At 40.0% G+C, this 24,471-nt stretch carries 23 protein-coding genes; 6 read left to right on the top strand and 17 right to left on the bottom strand.

What is annotated here, in order from left to right; all coding sequences use genetic code 11:
* Positions 1-93 precede the first annotated feature (93 nt).
* The 6 genes from PLH43_RS01195 (at position 94) to PLH43_RS01170 (ending at position 5,524) form a co-directional block, all read left to right on the top strand.
* The gene (locus PLH43_RS01195; protein ID WP_324359234.1) at positions 94-561 is read left to right on the top strand and encodes a hypothetical protein; all 468 of its coding nucleotides are present in this window, start codon (positions 94-96) and stop codon (positions 559-561) included.
* Between the two features lie 160 nt (positions 562-721).
* A complete protein-coding gene (locus PLH43_RS01190) occupies positions 722-970 on the top strand; it encodes an amphi-Trp domain-containing protein (protein ID WP_324359232.1) in 249 nt (82 codons plus the stop codon).
* A gap of 95 nt (positions 971-1,065) precedes the next feature.
* On the top strand, positions 1,066-2,130 hold the full coding sequence (locus tag PLH43_RS01185) for a CotS family spore coat protein (protein WP_324359230.1): 1,065 nt from the start codon (positions 1,066-1,068) through the stop codon (positions 2,128-2,130).
* Between the two features lie 5 nt (positions 2,131-2,135).
* A complete protein-coding gene (locus PLH43_RS01180; RefSeq protein WP_324359227.1) occupies positions 2,136-3,173 on the top strand; it encodes a CotS family spore coat protein in 1,038 nt (345 codons plus the stop codon).
* 15 nt (positions 3,174-3,188) lie between these two features.
* Entirely contained in the window at positions 3,189-4,466 is a 1,278-nt protein-coding gene (locus tag PLH43_RS01175; RefSeq protein ID WP_324359226.1) for a glycosyltransferase family 4 protein, read from the top strand.
* A 71-nt stretch (positions 4,467-4,537) separates the two neighbouring features.
* Positions 4,538-5,524: a GDP-mannose 4,6-dehydratase gene (locus tag PLH43_RS01170; protein ID WP_324359224.1), complete on the top strand. Its 987-nt coding sequence runs from the start codon at positions 4,538-4,540 to the stop codon at positions 5,522-5,524.
* Between the two features lie 57 nt (positions 5,525-5,581).
* Here PLH43_RS01170 and PLH43_RS01165 read toward each other — a convergent pair whose 3' ends face one another.
* The 17 genes from PLH43_RS01165 to PLH43_RS01085 form a co-directional block, all read right to left on the bottom strand.
* Entirely contained in the window at positions 5,582-5,848 is a 267-nt protein-coding gene (locus PLH43_RS01165; protein WP_324359222.1) for a DUF3343 domain-containing protein, read from the bottom strand.
* A 129-nt stretch (positions 5,849-5,977) separates the two neighbouring features.
* Positions 5,978-6,718: a hypothetical protein gene (locus PLH43_RS01160; RefSeq protein WP_324359220.1), complete on the bottom strand. Its 741-nt coding sequence runs from the start codon at positions 6,716-6,718 to the stop codon at positions 5,978-5,980.
* Positions 6,719-6,973: 255 nt separating this feature from the next.
* The gene (locus PLH43_RS01155; RefSeq protein WP_324359218.1) at positions 6,974-7,240 is read right to left on the bottom strand and encodes a stage V sporulation protein S; all 267 of its coding nucleotides are present in this window, start codon (positions 7,238-7,240) and stop codon (positions 6,974-6,976) included.
* A 149-nt stretch (positions 7,241-7,389) separates the two neighbouring features.
* Complete coding sequence (locus PLH43_RS01150) at positions 7,390-8,172, bottom strand: TIGR00282 family metallophosphoesterase (protein WP_324359216.1); 783 nt, start codon at positions 8,170-8,172, stop codon at positions 7,390-7,392.
* A 127-nt stretch (positions 8,173-8,299) separates the two neighbouring features.
* Entirely contained in the window at positions 8,300-9,940 is a 1,641-nt protein-coding gene (rny, locus tag PLH43_RS01145; protein WP_324359214.1) for a ribonuclease Y, read from the bottom strand.
* A gap of 116 nt (positions 9,941-10,056) precedes the next feature.
* Entirely contained in the window at positions 10,057-10,734 is a 678-nt protein-coding gene (locus tag PLH43_RS01140) for an ATPase (protein WP_324359212.1), read from the bottom strand.
* A gap of 87 nt (positions 10,735-10,821) precedes the next feature.
* Entirely contained in the window at positions 10,822-11,682 is an 861-nt protein-coding gene (folD, locus tag PLH43_RS01135; protein WP_324359210.1) for a bifunctional methylenetetrahydrofolate dehydrogenase/methenyltetrahydrofolate cyclohydrolase FolD, read from the bottom strand.
* Positions 11,683-11,789: 107 nt separating this feature from the next.
* Positions 11,790-13,709 (bottom strand): YgiQ family radical SAM protein, encoded by a 1,920-nt coding sequence (locus PLH43_RS01130; protein ID WP_324359208.1) that lies wholly within the window; start codon positions 13,707-13,709, stop codon positions 11,790-11,792.
* 97 nt (positions 13,710-13,806) lie between these two features.
* Entirely contained in the window at positions 13,807-16,212 is a 2,406-nt protein-coding gene (locus PLH43_RS01125) for a DNA translocase FtsK 4TM domain-containing protein (RefSeq protein WP_324359206.1), read from the bottom strand.
* Between the two features lie 169 nt (positions 16,213-16,381).
* Positions 16,382-16,600, bottom strand: coding sequence for a YlzJ-like family protein (locus tag PLH43_RS01120; RefSeq protein WP_324359204.1), 219 nt, complete (start codon positions 16,598-16,600; stop codon positions 16,382-16,384).
* Positions 16,597-17,373 carry an ATP-dependent Clp protease proteolytic subunit gene (locus PLH43_RS01115; RefSeq protein WP_324359202.1) on the bottom strand — a complete coding sequence of 259 codons (777 nt, stop codon included), beginning with the start codon at positions 17,371-17,373 and terminating at the stop codon, positions 16,597-16,599. Before PLH43_RS01115 ends, PLH43_RS01120 begins: the two co-directional genes overlap by 4 nt.
* A 141-nt stretch (positions 17,374-17,514) precedes the next feature.
* The gene (locus PLH43_RS01110) at positions 17,515-18,741 is read right to left on the bottom strand and encodes a hypothetical protein (protein ID WP_324359199.1); all 1,227 of its coding nucleotides are present in this window, start codon (positions 18,739-18,741) and stop codon (positions 17,515-17,517) included.
* A gap of 20 nt (positions 18,742-18,761) precedes the next feature.
* On the bottom strand, positions 18,762-21,269 hold the full coding sequence (locus tag PLH43_RS01105) for a hypothetical protein (protein WP_324359197.1): 2,508 nt from the start codon (positions 21,267-21,269) through the stop codon (positions 18,762-18,764).
* Between the two features lie 75 nt (positions 21,270-21,344).
* Entirely contained in the window at positions 21,345-21,866 is a 522-nt protein-coding gene (locus PLH43_RS01100; protein WP_324359195.1) for a prepilin-type N-terminal cleavage/methylation domain-containing protein, read from the bottom strand.
* 45 nt (positions 21,867-21,911) lie between these two features.
* Positions 21,912-23,198, bottom strand: a complete 1,287-nt coding sequence (locus tag PLH43_RS01095) for a hypothetical protein (RefSeq protein ID WP_324359194.1) — start codon at positions 23,196-23,198, stop codon at positions 21,912-21,914.
* Between the two features lie 2 nt (positions 23,199-23,200).
* Positions 23,201-23,752 carry a fimbrial protein gene (locus tag PLH43_RS01090; protein WP_324359192.1) on the bottom strand — a complete coding sequence of 184 codons (552 nt, stop codon included), beginning with the start codon at positions 23,750-23,752 and terminating at the stop codon, positions 23,201-23,203.
* Between the two features lie 30 nt (positions 23,753-23,782).
* The gene (locus tag PLH43_RS01085; RefSeq protein WP_324359190.1) at positions 23,783-24,343 is read right to left on the bottom strand and encodes a type II secretion system protein; all 561 of its coding nucleotides are present in this window, start codon (positions 24,341-24,343) and stop codon (positions 23,783-23,785) included.
* Between the last annotated feature and the right edge of the window lie 128 nt (positions 24,344-24,471).

Here is a 24,471-nt window from a genome sequence, read left to right as displayed (position 1 = left end):
GCCCTTGCTTTTTTTTGTATATACATTGATAATGCGCGTTAAGTAACAATTTTCTTCCCTGCTTAATATAATAAAGGAAGGAGGTACTGCCATATGATGTTCTATAATCGCAGAATGTACATAAACAGGTATCCGGAGCCGCCAAACCAAATCGGATCAGACAGCTTGCCTAAAGTTCAAGAAAGCCATGACCTCAAAAAGGATGGTAATAGCGAGGATGGCAAGAAGTTGATACTGGATACTTTCAAAAGCGTTAACGATGCCCTTATGGAAAAAATTAAAGAAATCGACCGTTCAATAGAAAAACTTGCCGAAAGAGTTGAAAACTTGGAAAACCAAGTGCTTATGCTGGAATCACAAATTGAATCTGAAGGGTGCGTAAGAAGCCAAATCTCTCAATCCGAGCTTTCAAATATTAAAACAGAACTGGAGCTTTTAATGAGAGATTCCTCCAAAATGCAGCCTGAAGAAAACAAGGAAGCTAGCAATATGCCTGTAATGCCCGGCTGCGGATTTTCATCAATTACTGCAGAGTATCTTAGAAACCTCAATAAAAGATGATGCAGCTTAAAAAAGTCTTGAAAAAGACTTTTTCTTTTACTCCCAATCCGTTAACCTCCAATAAAAAATCACAACAATATAGGTAACATAAATTTAACGAGTGAATATTATGTAAGTGAAACAAAAAAATTTATCTCAATATAAGAAAGGAGTTTGCTTTATGAAGTATCAAGAGGATTTCTTCGGAACAAAAACTGAATTTGCCGATTTCGTAAAAAAAGTGGTTCCTGAACTGTTCGCAGGAAAATTGGCAGTGGAAGGAAAAACTGTAGCCATCCCTGCTGACCGTCAGGTTGATTACAAGATTAAGTACAGTGAAGATGAAGAAGGCGCTGCTCTCACGCTCAAGGTTTCCTGGGACTTTGAAACTGCAGCTGAAGAAGAGCAAATTGAATTGGATGTTGACTAATAGGATTTTTACCGGAAAGGGGGTTTTCCCCCTCTTTCCTTAGCTTTTTCTTTATGCTTTATTTTTAGCTGCGTCTATTTTCTTTTTGAAGGAGGATGCATAAGAACATGTCTTCTATAAACAATGAACCTCTTTTTGACGTCCTTTCACAATATGATATAAAAGTCGTGTCGATAAGAAACGAGACTTACAAGGATAAAAAGGGTGTTTGGTGGATACAAACCCCTGATGAATACAGAATTTTAAAAAAAATATCCAATTCCGAGGATACCTTTAAATATATATTGAGTGCTGCAGAGCACCTAAGAAAAAACGGTGTGAATATTCCCTCCGTATATAAAACAAAGGATGAAAAAGACTATGTGAATATTAACGGAACCTGCTATGTTCTGTATGAGGCAGTTGAAGGCAAAAGCCCTTCATACAGTTTGCCTGAAGATTTCAAGGCGATTGTCAAAGAACTTGCGAAATTTCATGCCGCATCGGCTGGATTTTCTCCTTTAGAAGGTACAAAACCCAAAATCCATCTGGGCAAATGGGTTGAACAATATACAGAGCAAGTAGAAGACATGAACCGGTTCTATCAAACCGAGCTTGAGAAAAGTGAAAACGACAAAATAGGAAAAGTAATTATTGAAGAATTCCCCGCCTTTTACGAAAGAACAAAACAAGCTATCGAGGGCTTAAAGGGCAAAGAATATCAAGACTGGTCGGAAAAGGTAAAAGTACGTGGAGGTCTTTGCCATCAGGATTTTGCAGCGGGAAATCTTTTGAAAAATCCTTCAGGTAAAATTTATGTTCTCGACACAGACTCGATTACGATAGACATTCCGGCCCGGGATATAAGAAAGCTCCTTAATAAAATTATGAAAAAAAACGGGAGCTGGAATTTGGAGATTTTCCGGAAATTTGTAAGATTTTATCAATCGGAAAATCCTTTGGATTATTCCGAATGGATGGTTGTAAAGCTCGACCTTATGTTCCCCCATTTGTTCTTGGGTGCCATGAATAAATTTTATTATAAAAGAGACAAGGAATGGAGCTTTGAAAAGTATTTAAAGAGAATAACCGAAATGGTTGCCCTAGAAAAGACCATCACGCCTATTCTGGAAAACTTCGATTCCATTGTTAGCGAAGAGATTAATCAAAGGAAGGACTGAGCAGCTTGAACGATATTACCAAAAATCAAAATATGGATCTAAATGAGCTTGCAAGCAATGTATTAAAAGGGTATGAAATTGAACCTGAAAGCATCATCGTAGTTCAAAGTGCAAGCATAAAAACCGTATGGAAAGTAAAAACAAGGGACCGTGAGCTGTGCCTTAAAAGATTGAAGCAGCCGATAGACAAGGCTCTCTTTTCGGTAAATGCACAGGATTTTATATATAATCGCGGCGGAAATGTTGCCGGAATAATCCGGGATAGTGAGGGCAATCTCATCCATTCCTTTAATGACCAGCTGTTCGTTGTGTATGAATGGCTTTACGGAAGAGACCTGTCCTTTGGAAAACCTGAGGATTTGAAAGCTGCTTTGCACGGCCTTGCCAAATTTCATATTGCATCAAAGGGATATGTTGCCCCGGAAGGTGCAAAAGTCTCCTCAAAGCTCAACAGGTGGCCCGAACAGTACAAATCCATGGCTGATAATCTTTCTTCCTGGAAAAAAGCATCCATGGAAAAACCTGTTTCAGCTTCTATTAGTTCTTACCTGAAATACGTTGACAATATGCTTGATATCTCTTATAGGGCAATAGAGCTTTTAAACGGCTCAAAATACACCGAATTGACAGATAAAGATTCTAAAGCAATTGTTCTGTGCCATCAGGATTACGGTAAAGGAAATGCGCTTCTTACTGAAGATGGTGTTTATGTTATTGACCTCGACGGAGTAACTTGGGACCACCCGGCAAGAGACCTTAGGAAAATAATCGGGAAACTATCGGAAAACAGGGGTTCCTGGTCTTTGGACGAAATTGAAAAAATCCTTGACTGGTACAGCGAGATAAATCCTCTTTCCCCCGACGATAGAGAGCTTATATATATTGATCTTATGTATCCCCATTGGTTTTTCGGCCTTGTTAAAAACATTTTCAAAAATAACAAAAACGAAAGTGCGTCAAAAATCGAAAAAATAGGAAAGCTGGAGAATTCCAAGGTGCCTTTGCTTGCCGAAAAACTTCGGGATATAAAATCACCAAGCTAAAGGGGGGTGTTTAATATGAAGATTGCCTTGGTATGCACCGAGAAACTTCCTGTTCCTCCGGTTGCCGGAGGCGCAGTTCAGCTATATATAAGTGAAATATTGCCGTATATCAAAGAGCAGCATGAAATAACCGTTTTCTGCAAGCACTATCCCGGTCTTTCCGCCAATGAAGTCGTTGACAATGTAAGATATATCCGGGTACCGGCCAGTAGCGCATCAAGATATTTAAGGAATATACAGGATCATTTGGACGAAAGCTTTGATCTGATACACATTTTCAACCGTCCGAAGTGGGTGCTGAATTTAAGTAAAAATCTTCCTACTGTCCGTTTCAGCCTAAGTCTTCACAACGAAATGTTTGCGCTGGAAAAAATACTGCCGGAAAAGGCAATTGAGTGTATAAGCAAAGTTGAATTTATAAACACCGTAAGCAAGTTCATAGCCGACGGTGTAAAACTGCTTTATCCCATCGCGGAAAGCAAATTAAGAGTGGTTTACTCCGGAGTCAACATCGAAGAATACTACCCCAACTGGTCACCTGAGGGTATTTACAATAAAGAGATTTTAAAAAAGACGCTTGGAATTGAGAATAAACGGGTTATACTCCATGTCACCAGATTAAGTCCGAAAAAGGGTACCCATATAGTCCTTTCAGCCATGAAAAAAGTAATGGAAAGCTTTAGCGACACCGCTTTGGTAATAGTCGGAAGCAAATGGTACGGCAAAAACGAAGAAGACGATTATACCAAACAGTGTAGGGCCCTGGCAGAACAGTTAAGCGGTCCGGTTGTTTTTACAGGCTTTATTCCCCCAGCTGAAATTCCTGCCTATTATAACGTTGGAGATATATTTGTATGTGCATCCCAGTGGAATGAGCCTTTGGCAAGGATACACTACGAGGCAATGGCTGCAGGTCTACCCATTATTACAACCGACCGGGGCGGAAATGCCGAAATATTTGAGGACAATGTCAACGGTATTATAATAAAGGACTACAACAATCCCGACTCCTTTGCCGAACGTATAATCCACCTTCTCAACAACCCCAACAAGGCCCTTGAAATGGGGCGAAAAGCCTATGAATCCGCTCTGTCCAAATATACCTGGAAGAGAGTGGCCGATGAGGTTTTAGCTCCACTTGAAAGCTTTGGACCAAGGATAATTGTTGATGAGAAGAAAACGCAGGACCAACCGGCTCAGGAAAATGTGCCGGAAAAAAATGTTGCAGAAGGAGACACCGAAGAAAAAACAGCAAAAGACATTGAGACTTTTTTTGGTGAAGCAAATTTTTAAAATAAACCCGGATAAATCTTTTAGATGTCAGAAAGCAAAATTTCTGCTTTCTTCGCAAGGGAAGTGATTTTATGAAGGTAATACTCATAACCGGTGGAGCAGGTTTCATAGGAAGCAATTTTATACGTTTTTTTCTTCGAAGAAACAAAAATTTTATTATCGTAAACATGGATAGTTTAAACCATGCCACAAACCTTGAAAATGTTAAGGATTTAGAAAAATCGCCCCGATATCATTTTGTAAAGGGCAGCATCACAAACCACGAACTTGTAAACTATGTTATAAAAAGGCACAGACCTGACTATATAATTAATTTTGCCTCAGAATCGAATTTTGATAATTGTGCAAGCAATCCCCTAAGCTTTACGCAGACACATATGCTCGGCACTCAGACACTGCTTGAAAGTGCCCGGTATTTCTGGGGAAAACACAAATTCCAAGGCAACCTCTTTATTCAAGCATCAATAAATGAGGTATACGGAAGCACACCGGCAAATGATGTTTTTTTCAGTGAGGATGCACCGCTTTTGCCTGACAATCCGTTTTCAGCTTCAAAAGCCGGTGCCGATATGCTGGTAAAATCCTATGCGTCAGCATACGGTTTTCCGGCAATAATAACCCGGTGCTGCCCAACCTACGGACCTTACCAGCATATTGGAAATTTTGTTCCGAAATGCATAATAAACGCTCTTTCGGATAAACCCGTTCCTGTATTTGAAAAAAAGGTGCGGGAATGGATATATGTGCTGGATCATTGTATAGCCTTAATAAGGGTATTATTCTACGGCAAGACAGGAGAAATTTACAATATAAGCTCCGGTAACGAAATATCGGACTTTGATATGGCAAAAAAGATTCTCGAACTTCTTGGCAAGCCCAAGGAAGCAATTGAAAGAATCGACGACAGTTCTCTGCAGAATACCAGATGTATCCTAAACAGCTACAAGCTCAAAAACAACCTCAACTGGAGCACCAAATTCAAGCTTGAAGACGGATTAAGGGATACTATTTTATGGTATAAGCAAAATCCGGATAGATGGAAAGATATAGAATTGTAAAACCGAATTTGAAAGAAAATTTAGAACCCCATCTTGTTTTAGATGGGGTTTCAATGATTAATACGGAATTTCATGGTAGCAAAACCTGTCAGGCCTTACAACTTCCTTGTAGAGTTTTACTCCCTGCAAGTTGAAACGCCTCAGCAAATCTATAGCCTTCGGAAGCTCGCTCTCTTTAAATCTTACTCCAATATTGCACAAATCTATCATTATGTCTCTGGGCATATAAGTTATTTCACTGGTTTTCATACCCTCACATTTCATTCTGTGCTCCAAAAGAAACGCATGTGTTCTTGACTCCAAGCCAACATAATAGTATTCCATCCAAACCACTCCACAACAATTTAAAAGCTTGGGATATCGGGTTCTTTTGCTTTTGCCTCTTTCATTTCACTTAAAGAGGCTAAAAACACGCAGAACTGCAGCTTATCGCAGTTCTGCGCATTTTATAGCTTACTCACATCTTTGATCCAACGGATTCCATTTCTGATCCGGGAAGAACTTCGTCGGGAAAGGTGTCTTTGTCTTGTCATTGAAAGTTTTGCAGTTCTGTACTGCCGGATTTACCTGTTCCGGCGGAACCGGACAATATCCGTAAGAAGGAATAAGAAGCTGTACAACACATTCGCATTTAACTATAAAGAATACTCCGATATCCAGTGAAAGAACTCCCGTATGGGGATTAATCACGTCGTTGAAAGCTTCTGCCAAAGCTTCAACCTTTATCATTGTTCCATCGGGATCCTTGGTCTTTGTCGAACCGTCCCAGAAGTCTTCATTGGATTTGATTACTCCAACCTGTGCAACGCAGCTCGGGCAGTAAATCTCATTAATTGTGAGGTTGAAAGTTGCCTCATCGGTCACGCAAAGCTGTTCGGAACCGTCGGAATAGTGTATTTTGTACCTTATCTTTACGAACAATTTCAGCTTTTTATAACCAGGTCTTGTCAAAGAATCTGTCTTTGATATTACCTTGACTTCAACGATGTCAAAATCAGTTGCGCCTTCAAAGGCATAGACTGAATGACAGTGGTCGCCGCCCTTTTTCAAACATATTGTTCTTGTGACACAATCTCTCAGGGCCACTTGGTCAAATACTTTCGGCACCTGTATACATACCAATTCATTTGGTGGCGGAAAACAATCAGGATTCAAAATCTGACCGGCCTCAATTTTAGGTCCATGAGCATGCATAGTGTAATCCTCCTTTTTACATAATTCTTTATACTGATTTATAGTTCCTGTGCTAATCATCCATTTTTTTATCATAAGATTTTATCTTCACTACCAGTATATTAAAAAATAAAAAAAAGGTTACACTTTCTGCGTATTATGGTTTGAAAGTAAACGTAAGTCAGCTCAGCTTGCGCAAAAACTCCATAAAAAAACTGCCCTTTTTATGGGCAGCATCATTTATTCAAAGATAATATCTATCCAATCTAAAAGACATTATCTCCTTCTCGGCTCTACAATAAGCTTTATTGCTGTTTTTTCAACTCCATCAATTTCAACATCGGTAAAAGCCGGGATACAAATCAGTTCAATTCCCGATGGGGCAACAAAACCTCTTGCTATAGCTATCGCCTTTATCGCTTGATTCAACGCTCCGGCACCTATTGCCTGAATTTCAACCGTACCGCTTTCCCGCACAAAACCCGCTAACGCACCTGCTATGGAATTTGGATTGGATTTTGCTGAAACCTTTAAAATACTCATGGTTTTTCTTACCCCCTTTTTTTACATTCAAAAACCGCGCCGTAAAACCAAGTTAGGTTGACAAGTTATAATTATTATAATTCTACATAAAATCAGAAAATCCTCTTTTTTCAGTCAATAATTAGTAATGCTTTAGCACAAATCACAAATCATACGTCAAGTATCTGATGTATTCTTTCTATATTAATCGTTTTCCCTGTTTTTTCATCAATCTCCAGATATACAGCATTAAACTGAACCCGTCCGGTAGCAACCTCAAACCTTGCCGGCATATGCGTTAAGAATTTCTGAATTACAATCTCTCTGTTTACCCCTATAATACCTTCATAGGGCCCGGTCATTCCAACATCGGAAATAAAAGCAGTACCAAATGGCAAAATTCTTTCGTCAGCGGTCTGAACATGGGTATGAGTGCCCAACACACAGCTGACTCTGCCGTCGAGATACCATGCTAAGGCACACTTTTCCGATGTGGCCTCTGCATGCATATCAACAACAACTATTTTGCAATTGCTCTTCAAATACTCCAATTCTCTTTCTGCCGCCTTGAACGGACAGTCTATACTGTCCATGTATACTCTTCCCATAAGGTTTAAAATGCCCACTTTGCCGTTTTCTCCCGATATAATAGTTGAGCCTTTTCCCGGAAGCTCAGGCGGGTAGTTTGCCGGCCTTACAATGTTGTTGTCGGAATCAATAAAATTCATTACTTCCTTTTTTGACCATGTATGATTTCCCAACGTTATTGCATCAATTCCGTATTTATACAACTCCTGGGCTACCACATAGGTTATTCCGCTTCCGCCTGCTGCGTTTTCACCATTGGCAATGCAAAAATCTATCTGCCTCTCCTTTTTCAGTTTTTGTACCATTTCCTTTGCTGCTTTTCTGCCGGGATTGCCAAAAATGTCTCCAACAAATAGAATTTTCAAATCATATCCTCCATTTCTAACGTATGGCAACGCAAATATGTACTCAATTATTATTCTATTACCGATAAACTCTTAAATAACACAAAAAGCGTGAACTCACGCTTTTTGTGCAGAAAATATCGGAAATCTATTTTGCATATTCGATAAACCTGGTCTCCCTGATAACATTTACTTTTATCTGTCCGGGATAATCAAGCTCATTTTCAATCCTTTTCACAATATCTCTTGCAATTAATGAAATATCTGCATCCGATACATCCTCGGGTTTTACCATAATACGAACTTCTCTACCTGCCTGAATAGCAAAGCACTTATCCACACCTTCGAAGGAATTTGCTATTTCCTCCAACTTTTCCAACCTCTTGATATACGATTCAAGAGTTTCTCTTCTTGCTCCAGGCCTTGCGGCCGAAATAGAATCTGCAGCTTGTACAAGTACTGCTATAACGGAAGTGGCTTCCACATCTCCATGGTGCGATGCAATTGCATTGACAACTTCATTGCTTTCTTTATACTTCTTGGCAATGTCTGCTCCAATCGTAACGTGTGAGCCTTCAACTTCATGGTCCACAGCCTTGCCGATATCGTGTAGCAAGCCTGCTCTTTTTGCAAGATTGACGTCCACTCCAAGCTCTGCCGCCATTAAACCTGCCAAATGAGCCACTTCAATGGAATGGTTCAAAACATTTTGACCATAGCTTGTTCTAAACTTAAGCTTACCAAGCAATCTGACAATCTCCGGATGCAATCCGTGAACTCCCGTATCAAATGTTGCATTTTCACCTTCCTGACGGATGGTGTTTTCAACCTCTTTCTTGGCTTTTTCAACCATTTCCTCAATTCTTGCAGGATGAATTCTCCCGTCAAGAATGAGCTTTTCGAGAGTAATCCTTGCCACTTCTCTCCTTATTGGATCAAATCCGGAAAGGATAACGGCTTCAGGCGTGTCATCAATAATAAGGTCGATTCCCGTCAATGTTTCGAGGGTCCTGATATTTCTTCCCTCTCGGCCTATTATTCTACCCTTCATTTCATCATTTGGAAGTGGAACAACAGAAACGGTAACTTCAGACACATGATCAGCCGCACATTTTTGAATAGCCATAGCGACTATATTCTTTGCTCTGGTATCTGCCTCTTCTTTAGCCTTTGCCTCAATCTCCTTGATTAGGATTGCCATTTCATGTCTTACTTCACTTTCCACATTCTTCAGAAGAACTTCCTTTGCCTCATCCGCAGACAGCCCTGATATTCTTTCAAGTTCAGCTATCTGCTGCTTCTGTGTCTCCAGTGTCTGATCATAAAGTTCTTGAATTTCCTTTGACTTTTTATTGAGAACTTCTTCTTTTTGCTCCAAGGATTCGACTTTTCTGTCAAGAGCCTCTTCCTTTTGAACAAGTCTTCGTTCAAGACGCTGGATTTCGTTTCTTCTGTCCTTGTTTTCTCTGTCAAGCTCTAACCTGCTTTTGTGAATTTCTTCTTTTGCCTCAAGCAGCACTTCCCTTTTTTTAGCTTCGGCAATTTTTTGTGCCTCGCTGATTATTCTCTCAGCTTCTTGTTCGGCGCTGCCAATTTCAGCTTCGGCAATTTTTTGTGCCTCGCTGATTATTCTCTCAGCTTCTTGTTCGGCGCTGCCAATTTCAGCTTCTGCTTTTCTTTTTCTAAATTCTATACCTTTTCGGTAACTTATTACTGAAGCAATAATTGAAGCAATTATTGCAATTACTACACCTATTAGAAATCCAACAAAATAAGCTATAGCACACACCTCCTTATTCAGTTTTCAATGGTCAGATTCCAATTATTCAAAATCCATATACACTATTTAGGTACTTTTTCATTTTAATCTTTTTTAAATTTTATGTCAAGAATCAATTAGCCCAGTTAGCTTTCATTACCGGTAACAAAGCTTAGTCCATCTACCATTTCAACACGATACCACTTATCTGCCATTTCGCTAAGATGTCTGTTGTGTGTTACCATTATTACCTGTCTTTGGAACACATTCACAGTCTGCTTCAAAAACTCAGCCACCTGGGTAATATAATCATCGCTTACATGCTTGGCAGGCTCATCCAAAATAATCGGACCTTTAATTTCCAAGTTACTGCATTCCAGCATGGCAATCCTTACAGCAAGGGAAATTATATCAATTACCCCTCCGCCCCTTGCTTCCTGCGGCTTTGTCTTTATCAGTGTCCCTCCAAAGTTGCTCACCACATAAAACTCTGCCTCGGGCCTTCCTCTTACCTCATTTATTTCAATTTTAAACTCAATATTTGAGTCGAATATGTATTGAAGGCAGTGGGTAACCAGTGACTCAATCTGTGCCCTTGATTGCTCTCTTGCATATTCGGATACTTTTTGAAGAAGCAGTCTCACCTTTTCTAGAACATCTATGTTGTTAAGAGCTTTGTCAAGCTGCGTCTCCAATAAAGCTTTTTGCTCAATAAGCTGATCCATCTTGCCTTTCTGGTTGTAGTAGAATATCTTTGCTCTCTCGTATCTGCGTTTGAAATTTTCAATATCGCTACGGTATTTCGAAAGGGCACTTTGCTCCACACTTTCAACCTGCCTTCCTCTTTATTTGCATTTATACCCCAAGCTTTTGGGCTTTAAACACTATTTCCCATTTGTATCCTAAAACTCTTATCCTTTTATTTTTGCCTGAAGCTTTGCGGCATTTACAGTATTTTTCATAAGCATTGCAATAGTCATGGGACCGACACCGCCGGGCACAGGAGTTATAGCCGATGCCACACGGCTTGCCGATTCATACTCCACATCCCCCACAAGCTTTTTATCTTCCAAACGATTAATCCCAACGTCAATCACCACTGCACCGGGCTTTATACTGCTTCCCTTTATGAATTCGGGTCTGCCGACAGCCACAACAAGTATATCGGCTCTTTTGCACACTTCATCAATATTTTGTGTCTTTGAATGGCACACAGTCACAGTACCGTTTTTCGCCAGCAAAAGCATTGACATGGGCTTTCCTACAATGTTGCTTCTTCCCACAACAACACATTCTTTTCCGGAAATCTCAATACCGCTTTCCTTTATCAGCTCCATTACACCTGCAGGCGTACACGGAAGAAAATCTGGATTTCCAATCATAAGCTTCCCCACATTTACCGGATGAAAAGCATCCACATCCTTTGACGGATCTATGGCATAAATGACCTTTTCTTCATCAATATGCTTCGGCAGCGGCAATTGAACAAGTATTCCGCTAACCTTGTCATCCTTGTTCAGTTTATGTATGAGGTCAATCAACTCCTGTTCGCTTGTATTTTCATCGAGGGCATATTCAAAGGACTCGATTCCTATTTCGGCACAGGCCTTTTTCTTTGAATTTACATACACTCTTGATGCAGGGTCGTTGCCCACAATTATTACGGCCAACCCCGGATTAATACTGCTCTTTTTTAGCTCATCGACCTCAATCTTTAGCTCTCCCTTTATTTTTGCTGACAATTCTTTACCGTTTAATACTTTAGCCTCCATTTTAACCAACCTTTCTAAAACAATTTGTTATTAAAATAGCTTTCGCCAGAATTTTTTCAACCTTATAATTTTATTTTATTATCATTAACTTGTCAAATTCTTTCAGCTTATCTTGAATTCTTCCTCCTGCTTTTTCCGGCCTTTTTTGATTTTGCTTTCACGTTGTCTTTTCTCAAATTGTTTTTCGAAGGATTTATTGGAGGCCTTATAAGGCATTTCTTGCCGTAACCGATTAAATCCTCCCTATGGGCAAGTTTTAAAGCCTCATACACCAGAGGGTAGTTTTCCTTCCTTCTAAATTGCAAAAGAGCCCTTTGCATTGCTTTTTCCTTTGCCGTCTTCGGAACATACACCTTTTTCATTGTCCTCGGGTCCAATTCCGTATAAAACATACAGGTGGACAACGTACCGGGAGTAGGATAAAAATCCTGCACCTGTTGGGGAGTATAGTTCATATCCCTGATATATTCGGCAAGCTCTACAGCCGCATTAAGGTCGCTTCCCGGATGGCTGGAAATCATATACGGGACAAGGTATTGCTCCTTTCCTATTTTCTTGTTTATCTCGTAAAACTTTTTGACAAATCTGTCATACACCTCCCTTTGAGGCTTTCCCATCTTTTCAAGCACACGATCCACCACATGCTCCGGTGCAACTTTAAGCTGCCCGCTTACATGATGCTCGCAAAGCTCGACAAAGAAATCATCATTTTTATCCAATATCAGATAATCATATCTTATACCCGAACGAATAAAAACCTTTTTTATTTCCGGTATTTCCCGAAGTTTTCTTAAAAGCTCCAAATATTCGCTGTGGTCAACTATAAGGTTTTTACATGGCTTGGGATAAAGGCACTGCCTTTCTTTGCACGCACCAGAGGATTCCTGTTTTTTGCATGCCTTGGACCTGAAATTGGCCGTAGGGCCTCCCACATCGTGAATATAGCCCTTAAAGCCCGGAAGCCATGTAAGTTTTCGAGCCTCATTTATTATTGAAGCTTGGCTGCGCTTTTGAATAATCCTTCCCTGATGGAAATTGAGCGCACAAAAAGAACAGCCCCCATAACAGCCCCTGTGACTCGTTATGCTAAACTCCACCTCTTCTATTGCAGGCACGCCCCCTTCCTTCTCATAGGAGGGATGATAGGTCCTCTCATATGGAAGAGAATATATCCTGTCCATTTCCTTTTCTGAAAGAGGGAAAGAGGGTGGATTTTGAACTATAAAACGGTCACCGTGCTGCTGCACAAGAACATTTCCGCTGTAAGGGTCCTGCTCATTGTACTGAATCATAAAAGCCTCGGCATATTTTCTTTTGCTTTCCGCCACATCTTCAAATGAAGGCAGCAGAATATAGCCATTCTTTGGCTTGTCTTCTTCTTTGTCAATAAACTTCCTTAATTCCCCTTTCATGTCTTCCTTCTTTGCCAAAAAAACCGTGCCCCTTACATTTTGAATCTTGCTTATAGGCACTCCCATGGAAAGGTACCGGGCAATCTCAAGTATCGGTTTTTCTCCCATTCCATAAACTAAAAGGTCAGCTCTCGAATCAACCAGAATAGATCGTCTGACCTTGTCATCCCAATAATCATAATGGGCAAACCTCCTTAGGCTGGCCTCAATTCCGCCGATAATCACCGGTACATCCTTAAAAAGCTGCTTTGCCTTGTTGGTATATACAATCACCGCCCTGTCCGGACGTCTATGGCTCTTTCCCCCCGGACTGTACAAATCCTCACTTCTAGGCTTTTTACTTGCAGTATAATGATTTACCATGGAGTCTATTACCCCAGAGGATATCAGTACAGCCAACCGAGGTTTTCCCAATGCCAAAAAGTCATCATCTTTCCTCCAGTCCGGCTGGGCAACAATTCCCACTCTATATCCTTCACTCTCCAAAACTCTCGTTATTATTGCATGCCCAAAGCTGGGATGGTCCATATATGCATCACCGCTGATATAGAGAAAATCCAGCTCATCCCAGCCTCTCTTTATCATATCTTCTCTTGTCACAGGTAAAAAAGCCATTGCTACACTCCCAAATCATGATACTTTCCCGTAATTATTACACTATTTTGTAATTTACACTACTCTGTAATAATCATACTATTCTACAGTTATCATGCTATTCTGCACTTTTCATGTTCATTTCCTGCAGCTGCTGCTTGGTTATAAGCACCTGCCTCGGTTTGCTGCCCTCAAAAGGACCGACAATTCCCCTGGCCTCCATCTGGTCAACTATCCTTGCCGCCCGGGCATATCCCACCTTGAACTTTCTCTGTATCAGGGATACCGATGCCTGCCCTGCGTCAACCACAAGCTCTATCGCCTGAGGCAAAAGCTCATCATTGTCTCCCGGATCGCTCTCCCGGCTTTCCTTTTCACTGTTTATTTCCTCAATAATATCCTCATTATATTCTGCATTTCCCTGAGATTTTATATACTCTACAACCCGCTCGACCTCGCCGTCGGATACAAAAGCTCCCTTGACTCTTATAGGCTTGGCCGCGCCCACAGGATAAAAGAGCATATCTCCTTTTCCTAAAAGCTTTTCCGCACCGGCCATGTCAATTATGGTTCTGGAATCCACTTGAGAGGACACTGCAAAAGCAATCCTGGAAGGTATGTTGGCCTTGATTACACCGGTAATTACATCCACCGAAGGTCTTTGGGTAGCTATTACAAGATGCATACCCGCCGCCCTTGCCATCTGGGCAAGTCTGCAAATGGCATCTTCAACATCATTTGGAGCAACCATCATCAAATCTGCCAGCTCATCGATTATTATAACAATCTGCGGCAAAAGCTCAGTCTCTCCGTTTTTGGCAAGCAGCGCATTATAGCCCTTAATATCCCTGACTCCCCTGTCAGCAAACAGCTTGTACCTGTTTACCATCTCCTGCACAGCCCAGTTCAACGCTCCGGCAGCCTTCTTCGGGTCTGTCACAACAGGTATGAGAAGGTGGGGAATACCGTTGTATATACCAAGCTCAACCACTTTGGGGTCCACCATCAGAAGCTTTACCTCATTGGGCGAAGCTTTGAAGAGGAGACTTACAATAAGACTGTTGATGCACACACTCTTTCCCGAACCGGTAGCACCGGCAACGAGAAGGTGGGGCATCTTGGCAATATCCGCCACCACATTCTGCCCGGATATATCCTTTCCCAAAGCAAAAGCCAGCTTTGAGTCATAGTCCTTAAATTCCTTGGAATCCAAAACATCCTTTAAAAATACCGGCACCACTTCCTTGTTGGGAACCTCGATACCAACAGCAGCCTTGCCCGGAATCGGAGCCTCTATTCTTACTCCCGATGCCGCAAGGTTTAAGGAAATATCGTCCGAAAGGCTTACAATTTTGCTGACCTTGACACCGGGACTGGGTTGAAGCTCGTAACGGGTAACTGCAGGACCCATGCTGACATTTACAACCTTTGCGTCAACACCAAAGCTTTTTAAGGTTTCTTCAAGCTTCTTTGCACCTTTTAGGGCAGCACTTCTATAGTTTTCCGCATTTCCCGAACTTATCTTGTTGTCGTCCAAAAGCCCGGTATGAGGATACCTGTATTCCACATTGTCTTGCGTATTTAACGAGATTTCTTTATTTACACTTTCTGCCATCTCTTCAACCTTGGACTCTGAAGCGTCATTTTTCTTTAAATCCTGTACAATGAAATCCACTTCTTCAGCTTCAGGCTCGACTTCCTTGACTTTTGACACTGCTTTTTCAGTATCATCAGGCTTTTCCGAATGACTTGAATCTTCTGCCTTGTTGCTCTTGCTCTCCTTGGCAGCTTTCCTTTCTTTGAAATTTAAGATTTTAGGAAGCTTTTTGCCATTCATCACAATATCAATATCGGGCTCCGCTTCAGCCTCTGCTTCATCTTCTTCCCTCATTTTCTCTTTTAGCTCACTATTCGTTACTCTAAGCCTGTTCTCCACCTTAGAAACTATTGCCATAACATCATTCTTTACCCTCAAAATCACACCTGCTATTGATATATCCGTGATAATAATAATATCAATCAATGCGATGGTGGTAAGAATAATTATTGTACCGAGATTTTTAAACAGCAGCAAAAAGGGTATGCTGATAATTCCTCCCAGTACACCCCCGCCCTGCATGGCGACTCCGTCATTAAAAAACTTTTTGATGCATTCAACAGTTCCTTTGTTTATATAATCCTTTTCATTGTAAAATAGTGTCTGAACCATTGCAGTCATTATAAGTATCAGAACAAATATATAAGTGATTTTTGATTTTGCCTTCTCGCTGTTCTTCTTAAATATCACAAGTATTGAATAAAAAATTATAAACGGAGGTACAACATACCCCAGCCATCCCATAAGTCCTAAAATCACGCTTTTGACAAAGGTGCCGGATATGCCTATGGAATCCTCCGCAAAAAGGCTGAACAAAGCCAGCGTCCCCAGTGCCAGCATCATAATTCCTATTATTTCGTTGTTATATTTTCCTATACCGTTTTTCTTTTTGGTTTGCTTTTTCTTTTGTGCTTTCTTTGCTTTCAACTTGACACCCCCACAAATTACCCTCTTTAGCTGTCAAACGAAATAATACAAGCTATACTTAATATAACATAACCAAAGCCTTGCTGCAAACAAATCAAAGCCAGAATTGCCCATAAAAATTTTGCAACAGAATAAAACATTTGAAAATATAACATTGGAAGCCAAAACTTTAAAAATGTCCGGTAATTATATTTCCAGGCATTAACTTCGGGTTTAAAAAAGCTTTTGGAGAGGTGCTTATAACCCTGCTTATCATATACCGGTTGTTTGAAAGAGGCATAACAACAACCCTCTCTCCGGAATAATCCACTTCAATATAGTTTTGATTTTCGCACACTCCAAAATTTCCAAATACAATTTCCGTCGGTACTATCGAATACAATATCATTGCAATCCCTCCGGCATTTTTTCATTCTCTCCAGAAATATTAAGCTTGCTCTTTTTCTTCTCCTCTATCAATTCATATAGCTTTTTCAATGCGTCCTTAAGTCCACCTGTTTCATCAATAAGTCCGTGTTGAACGGCTTCTTCGCCAAACAATACGGTACCCACATCATTGGCAAGCTCTCCGGTCTTTAGCATGAGCTCCCGGAAGTTTTCCTTCGATATTTTTGAATTCTTGGTCACAAACTGCACCACTCTGTCCTGCATTCTGTCAAAATACTCGTAAGTCTGCGGTACTCCAATAACCATACCGTTGAGTCTTATGGGATGTATCGTCATTGTCGCGGACGGAGCAATAAAAGAATACTTGGTTGATACCGCCATCGGTACGCCTATACTGTGTCCTCCTCCCAATACAAGTGAAACTGTAGGCTTTGACATACTTGCAATCATTTCTGCGATAGCAAGTCCGGCCTCAACATCTCCTCCGACGGTGTTTAAAACAAGCAGCAGACCGTCAATCTCTTCGCTCTCTTCAATCGCCACAAGCTGCGGTATCACGTGCTCATACTTTGTTGTCTTGTTTTGGGGAGGCAGCACCATATGCCCCTCTATCTGCCCTATGACCGTAAGACAGTGGATATTTCCCTTGGAGGTTGATATGGACGCTTTTCCCAATTCCTTTATTTCCTCGAATTCAGGCTTTTTTTCATTTCCGGTGTTCACATCTTCATCAATTGAAGCTCTTCCAACCGTAACCTTGTTTTCCTCTATCAAATCACCACATCCTTGGTATGTATAAATTAATACTATTAGTATTATTTTTAAGACGAAAAATATTATACTCAATAAAAAAGTCCTGCATATTTTTTATGCAGAACTTTTTATGAGAAACATCCGTAAACTCAATTGGTATTATTAATTATTGCTATTGTTTTGATAGAATTCGTTAAGTTTGATTCCGTCAATCATAAGCTTGTTGTTTTTATTCTTCAGTGATACCGTATAATCGTATTTATAAACTGTCTTGCTGCCAACCATTCCGTTTGCCTTTGCTATCGAAGCATCAAAGGATATAAAATATATCTTGTTCTTTTCGGTATAGGCAGGATGTTGAACAATATTAATATTTTCGATACTTTCCAACCTCTCCATATTAACCTGCAGCGGGAAGGACATAATATTGAATTTTTCCGTATAAGTTGCGTCGGTGAACAATATTTCATTGCCGTTTACCTTGCTTATCCCCAACTGGGTCAAAAATTCCATAAATTCCGTATATCCTTTTTGCCACTCGGCTTTTAAAAGAGTCATTCTTTCCTTGTCGAGCACCAGCAAATTATTAAAGAACTGCTCAAGCAATGCCTTTTCATTGTCCAATTGCTGTTTTTGCTCCGGAATATTCTCGTCAAGATACGGTCTCTTCTCCATAAAATCATTGTTCAGTTTTGAAATCCTCTTTGAAAGGGGCGATTTATAATCAGCCTCTCTCTGAGTCAGCACTTTATAGCCGTCTCCGTCTTTTACAACCTCAACATCATATTTTGCCGTAACCTTTATATAATCATAGTCTTCTTCCGGAACTACTTTATCTGTGCCATTTTCCTTTATTTTCTCATAAACATTGGTTTCATTATTCAATGCATAATAATTGTAAAACAAGCTGTTTGGCAATCCCTTGGCTTTAAGGCCTACCTTTACATAGTAAAGATAAGCATCGCCGTTTTTACCGATGAAATTAGATTCGATAACAGTCTTATTTTCGGCATCTTTAAGTATTTCATAATTTAACAATGACATTCCGTTAATTTCAACAACTCTTGGAAGATGAATACTTATTTCGGGGTTTTTATCTCCCTCTTTAATTGTCCTTTCTGCAATATAGCCTTTAATGCTCGAAGGAATTTCACCAGTCAAAAGGTTGTTTTTATAGCTCTCCACAGTTTGACCGAACAAAGCACCAAAGTACTCTGTCATAAACTCCTGAACCCTTTTATCCTCCTCAGCACTTGTATCCGGTGTCTCAATCTTTGGCGGCTCAGGTTCGGTCGCCGGCGGCTTGTTGAACAACACCGAACAACCGGTAGTGAAAATTGTTGCTGTAATTAAAGTTGAAACTGCAAATATCTTCAAGTTTTTATTCATAAGCTCCACCCCATGATTTATTAAAATATAGTATATAAATAAATTTTATGCTCTTCAAATTTCCTAAGGAGATTATTCCTGGCTGCCAAGTTTAAATATGGATTTCCGCCTCTTCCTATGATATCTGTCTCATCCGTAAGTCCAAGATAAAAATCTACTTTCACAGTACCCGAATCGGCAGCAGATGCCGGCACCATCTTAACTCCCGCATATTCGCCATGGTCAAGTTTAACCGCCTGAACGATATATCTATCCAGTCTGGCAAGCTTGGGCCGGAACTCTCCATCCGCCCATGTTCCACCTCCGGCGCTGATTATCGCACCCCTTATGTCAGCACCGCCGTTTAATACGACGGAACCTGCAGTGAGTATTATACCGTTGAATACGCCGTCTATAACCAGATCAATTTCTGGGTCTTCATTAAACACCAAGAAGTACTCTGTATCCTCATCAAAGCCTCCCTTTGTTCTACTTTCTGCACATTTGGTGTATATCTCAGAATCAAAATAAGTCAAATTATATTTACCGCCGCTAAGAGCCGGGTTCACCGGAATATAATAATCCTTTGCTTCTTCCTGAACCGCAAATGCGCTAAATTTACTTTTTGCCTCTTTTAGCAACTTGCTAATGCCGTGTTCTCCCGAAATATCCCATTCACTTCCGCCGGAAGGATATTTTCTGCTCGCAAGTAATTGAGTATAATCCAAAAGATTGTTTTTAATATTGTCAGGATCACCAATCACTCCTGTAGTATCCAGCTTGGAGAAAACACTCTGTGTATATGAATTATATGGAGTGCTGCCAATTGACGGAACATCATCCCAAATACTGCTGTCAAATTTTAATCCCACTATTTTTCCGAAGCTGTCTTTTTTATATATGTTCTCAATGGCAAACTTTTCACGTTTTATATAATCAAGTCCTTTTACTCCAACAGCACCGTACTCAGCTAAAGGAGCCGCATAATAACCCCAGTTTGCCGCCAACTCGTATGACCATGCCCCGGATATTGCAGTGGGTGTGGCAATCTCTGTTGGAGCTTCCTTCTTGCCCCATACCAACTTTATATTGCCTACAAGTTCATTAAGAACATAATTCGCCAATCCTCCACCAGTTTCAATATCAGTTGTTGTCGGCTCTTTACTGGGCCAAACCTGAAACAAGTTAAAGGGACCGGTCAAAGAGTAGCTTGATAAGGTTCCAAGCCTCTTTCTCAACTCTGTATGGTATTTGTCGGGGTCGTCTATATCGTCTTCACTCCACGAATACATCTTGTAAAACGGTATTTTTATGCCGTTGGCATCTTCATACCAAAATACGGATGCATCTTCCAAAAGTCCGGTAAATACACCATTGTCGTCAACTCTGAAAGTTCCACCCGGAATAATAACGTCACCGTTTACTGCTATGGTGGATCGCAATGATCCTTCGGACAACAGATTGTGTATCGGAGCACTGCTTATAATAGCACTTAAGGCATCATGGTTTCTGGTTTCAAAATAATGAGACAAACCTACAGCACTGCCGTTTATTGCAATTATTGAATCTTCTCCGTTCATTTCTATATCGTCAAAGGTATATGCATTTTTAAAAACAGAAATTATGTTTTGATTACCAAAAACCTGTATACACTGGGCTACTGCGTCACGATATACATTTATCTGACTTCTGTCTGCAAAGGTAACATCTTTTTCAGAAACACCTCTATACGGTCCTGTCCTAATAAACGCCCTCGAATAGGCATTTCCCTTGATATCCATTTTAGCCCCGTGCATTGCCATTATTCCGCCGTAATAGAACTGCTCAGGCCAAAGTGTATCCTTCGCAAAAGTACCGAAAGCGGACACATCTCCTTTAATATCGGCATTAAATCCGGACACCTCGGCTTCTATAATTCCGTCAACATAATCTCTTGTGCTTGTATACAAGTCCCCTGCAGTGGCAATAGCAAAAGTCAGCTTAAAGCCGTTTTGAGGAACCTCAAATATAAAATCCCTCTCTGCATACAATGGCTGAGTGGTACTTCCGTAAGGAGTGTCTGGATTATCAAAAGAAGCTTTCGCCTGAATACCAATCCTAACTTTTACCTGTTTGCCTCCCGCCAACAGCTCAGGTGTCCCTATAATTTTTATTGACTCAAGTTTTATCTTTGAGTAATCATCTCCCGAAAGTCCGGCAACGGTCGCCGCCTTTGAAGTAACATCGATATACTCTATATCTTTCAATTTCGTCTCTACTTTGGAAATAACCTTTTCTGCATAGTTTTTAACATTAGCACTTGTTACTTCATCGTTAAAATCCGCACCTATATCTGCATTTTCAGATTCCTTTTGTATTATGTTAAACCATTTTTCTATGGCAGATTGGCCAGCAAAATATGTAAGCTTGATATTCTTTTGACGTTTAGATAATGTCAACCCCTGAATGGCAGAGTTCAAAAGAACTACAGATAGGGTCGTAAGAATTGCAGCAATAATTACTACCGTTATAAGAGCAGCTCCACGTTCTTTTTTTAAGGCCCTAAACATATTCTAAGCACCCCCATTACAAAAAAATAACATCTATATCAACATAAGCAATGTTATTTGCGATTTTACAGCAAGCTAAAGTGTACTGTCCAAATTGGCAGCAATTTTAAAAGTATTTAATGTCTTTATATCACCTTTAGCATTTTTAGTTAAAATATTCACTATTACATGGTAAGTATACGGATAATTCGGATCATAGCAACTGTTATGCTTATAAGTTACGGTATAAAAATATTTTTCATTTTTTGCACCTGAAGAATAAACTACTGCAAGATTCGGAGATTTCTTTTCCTCTTCAGGTGTTGATTTTGCAGCAACAATAAATTCTCTTAAAGACCAATCAGAACCTGTTGGTGCAGGCTCAAGCAGCACGAGAGGATAACTTCGCTCAATCAAAGCCTCAGATACATGATCCTTGACTACTTCACTGACAGCATTTACTTCTGTCTGCTGCTCAATAAGCTTCGACACCATTAATGAGTTCATAAAACCTACGGTTATCGGAACAACCAAAATACCCAACAAAGCAAGCGCTATAACGACCTCTACCAGTGTCATACCTTTATTGTTTTTTAAGTTTGCAAATAATTTAATCATAATCAATCACCTTATATGCCCTAACCCTTTTTGTTCCACTATTAACTACACAATAGTAACCTTTTCAGTTGAACTGGTGCTGTAAATGCTGTTTCCATTTCTGTCGGTTATTTTTGCTCTCCTTACCTGGTCAAACAAATTAATGTTTATTTTCTTATCCGAGTTGTTGATAATCTGAAGATTCACTCCCAAATCCTTATTCTCAATAGGATTCAAATTGTAATTTAGTACAATGTGCATCTCCACAGTATCCTTCGACACCCGTCCGGTCATATTGTAAGTATTGCCTGCATTACCCACTACATTTATATCAACAGTATCTCCATTAAATGTCATTGTCACCTTTGGAGTAATCTTTGTCTTAAAATTTATCATTTTATTGGTTGTATTGTCATAAGTACAAAAATTTTGCCCTCCCGTGAGAAAGCTTTGCATATATATACCCAAATCCCCTCCGAAGGGCTTTGCTTTACTGTTTACTGCAACTGTATCCGTACCGCCGCCAGATGCGCCACCACCTCCATCTGCACTTACATTTTCGCTTCCTGCCCCGGAATTAAGTGCTATTCCGGCATTGTCAAAAAAAACATTGTCTCCCTCATAATATCTTTGGAAATTCTGTTGGCTGAAATTGTAGATTTTATCTATATTCCCCTGATTCATTGAATACATATTAATGGTCATACTTAATTTCAACACTTCATCATCATCAAAAACCACTTTCACAGCAGAATTCTGTTGATCCTCCGATTGAGGTTGCGCCGTATTTTGCGGAGTCGGCTGCGGAGTCTGCTGGACTTGTTGACCCATCTCACTTTCACTCAATGGTGACAGTTCAAACCTTGTTATCTTGACTTTTCTTGTACCCCCTTCAAGATACTCAACAAGATCCATAATTTCTCCATAAGCCATTGTGGCATCAAACTCAATCTGCAACTGATAATATTTCTGTGCATTACCGCCCTCATCGGCTGTCCCGATTGTTCTTTCCACGGGTCTGTTAATCTTTACGTTGTACAAAGTATTTTTAAAAAGGTTTGCAAGCTTCTGAACATAGTCAAATCCGTCAGTTACATTGGAGTCGTTAAGTAAATATGATTCAAGCCTCTCATCCTGAACCGTTTTTATCTGAAGATTTCTTTTTAGCGTTTCTATGTTGGCCAAGTCATTATCTAATTTTTGCTTTTTTGCTTGAAGAACTTCAATTTCATTATTTATATCTTCAATCTGGGGGCTGAATTTAGGCGTCCAAATAAACTGATAATATACTACCCCATACAAAACCAACAGCAATACAAGTAAAAGTGCCACCTTACCTTTGTCCTTACCCATTATCATCCACCCCTTTTGCCTACATGCAATTTAATGTTAAATACATTGTTCTCATCAACATTAACTTCACTATCTAAAGATAAAAAATTCAACCTCTGAATAGAAGATACAAATTCGGCAACTACAAGACTATCTTCAACTACACCCGTTACATCTACACTATTATTATTAAATCTGAGATTGGTTAACTTGCAGCCCACTGGTGCAGCATTGCTTATCGCAACCACAACATCATTTACCGGATAACTTGTATTATCAATTTGATTTAAGATAGTTTCTTTTGTTGCAAGTATACCGTTAATAGAATCCAACTCTGCATTAACTCTCTTTACCTCGTTATATTTTTCACTGTTTATCTCATTTTCAAGTTGCGCCCGTTCGCTCTCCAACATTTTCACATACACAAACGGCGCCGCCAACGAAACTCCAACAACAACACATATTAAAATCAAGCCTCTTACCAACTTTAACGCACCGGAACCGGAACTTGTTGGCCGTTCATATGTCGACGTAGACATTATATCTTCCGGCAGTAAGTTAATATCGCCTTTCATGTTTATTACCCCCTTATGTATTTTTAAAAATTAGTTGACAACAATCGATTTATATCTAACAGAATACTCTGTAATTATCTCCTTCTGAACATTTCCCGCTTTATTTACAATTTTATCATTTTGCTTCGGTAAAATATGAAGAATCAACTGCTTCACATCACCATCTTCATAATACTCAAAATAACTCTTGTCAATGTCAACATTATCGACAGCCTTTGCAAATGCACCGACTGAACCGCTCTCACTAATCCTTAACTGAAGTGAATCATCTTCAAACTTCCACTCTTTTTTAACTTCCGGTTCGCCCGGCAGGCTCACAGTAAAACTCACGCTGCCAAGCTTCTTTTCTCCCATCGTGCCTACATCGCCGGTAGTCCATATTTCAACTGTTTTGGCATCTTGAACATCATGTCTTATATGCCGTATTACATCTTGAATATCATACTGCTGGTCAATAAAGTTACATCCCCGGGCAAAATCATTAAGCCCGCCAATAAATATGGCATATACGATGGGAGCCGTTATGCCCATCAAAGCTATTACAACCAGCATCTCTACTAATGTCGCGCCCTTACAGTTATTTTTTAGCATAATTAATCACCTTGTTATAACATTCTATCAGTTATAAATCTAATCCCGGCCGGCTTTCGCCAGCCGGGATTTTGATTATTTTAGTCACATTCTATAGTATTTTTTAAGAACTTCCATTACAGATTAGG

The organism is Acetivibrio sp. (assembly GCF_035371925.1).
GTDB lineage: Bacteria > Bacillota > Clostridia > Acetivibrionales > Acetivibrionaceae > Hungateiclostridium.
This window is presented reverse-complemented; position numbering and strand designations above follow the sequence as displayed.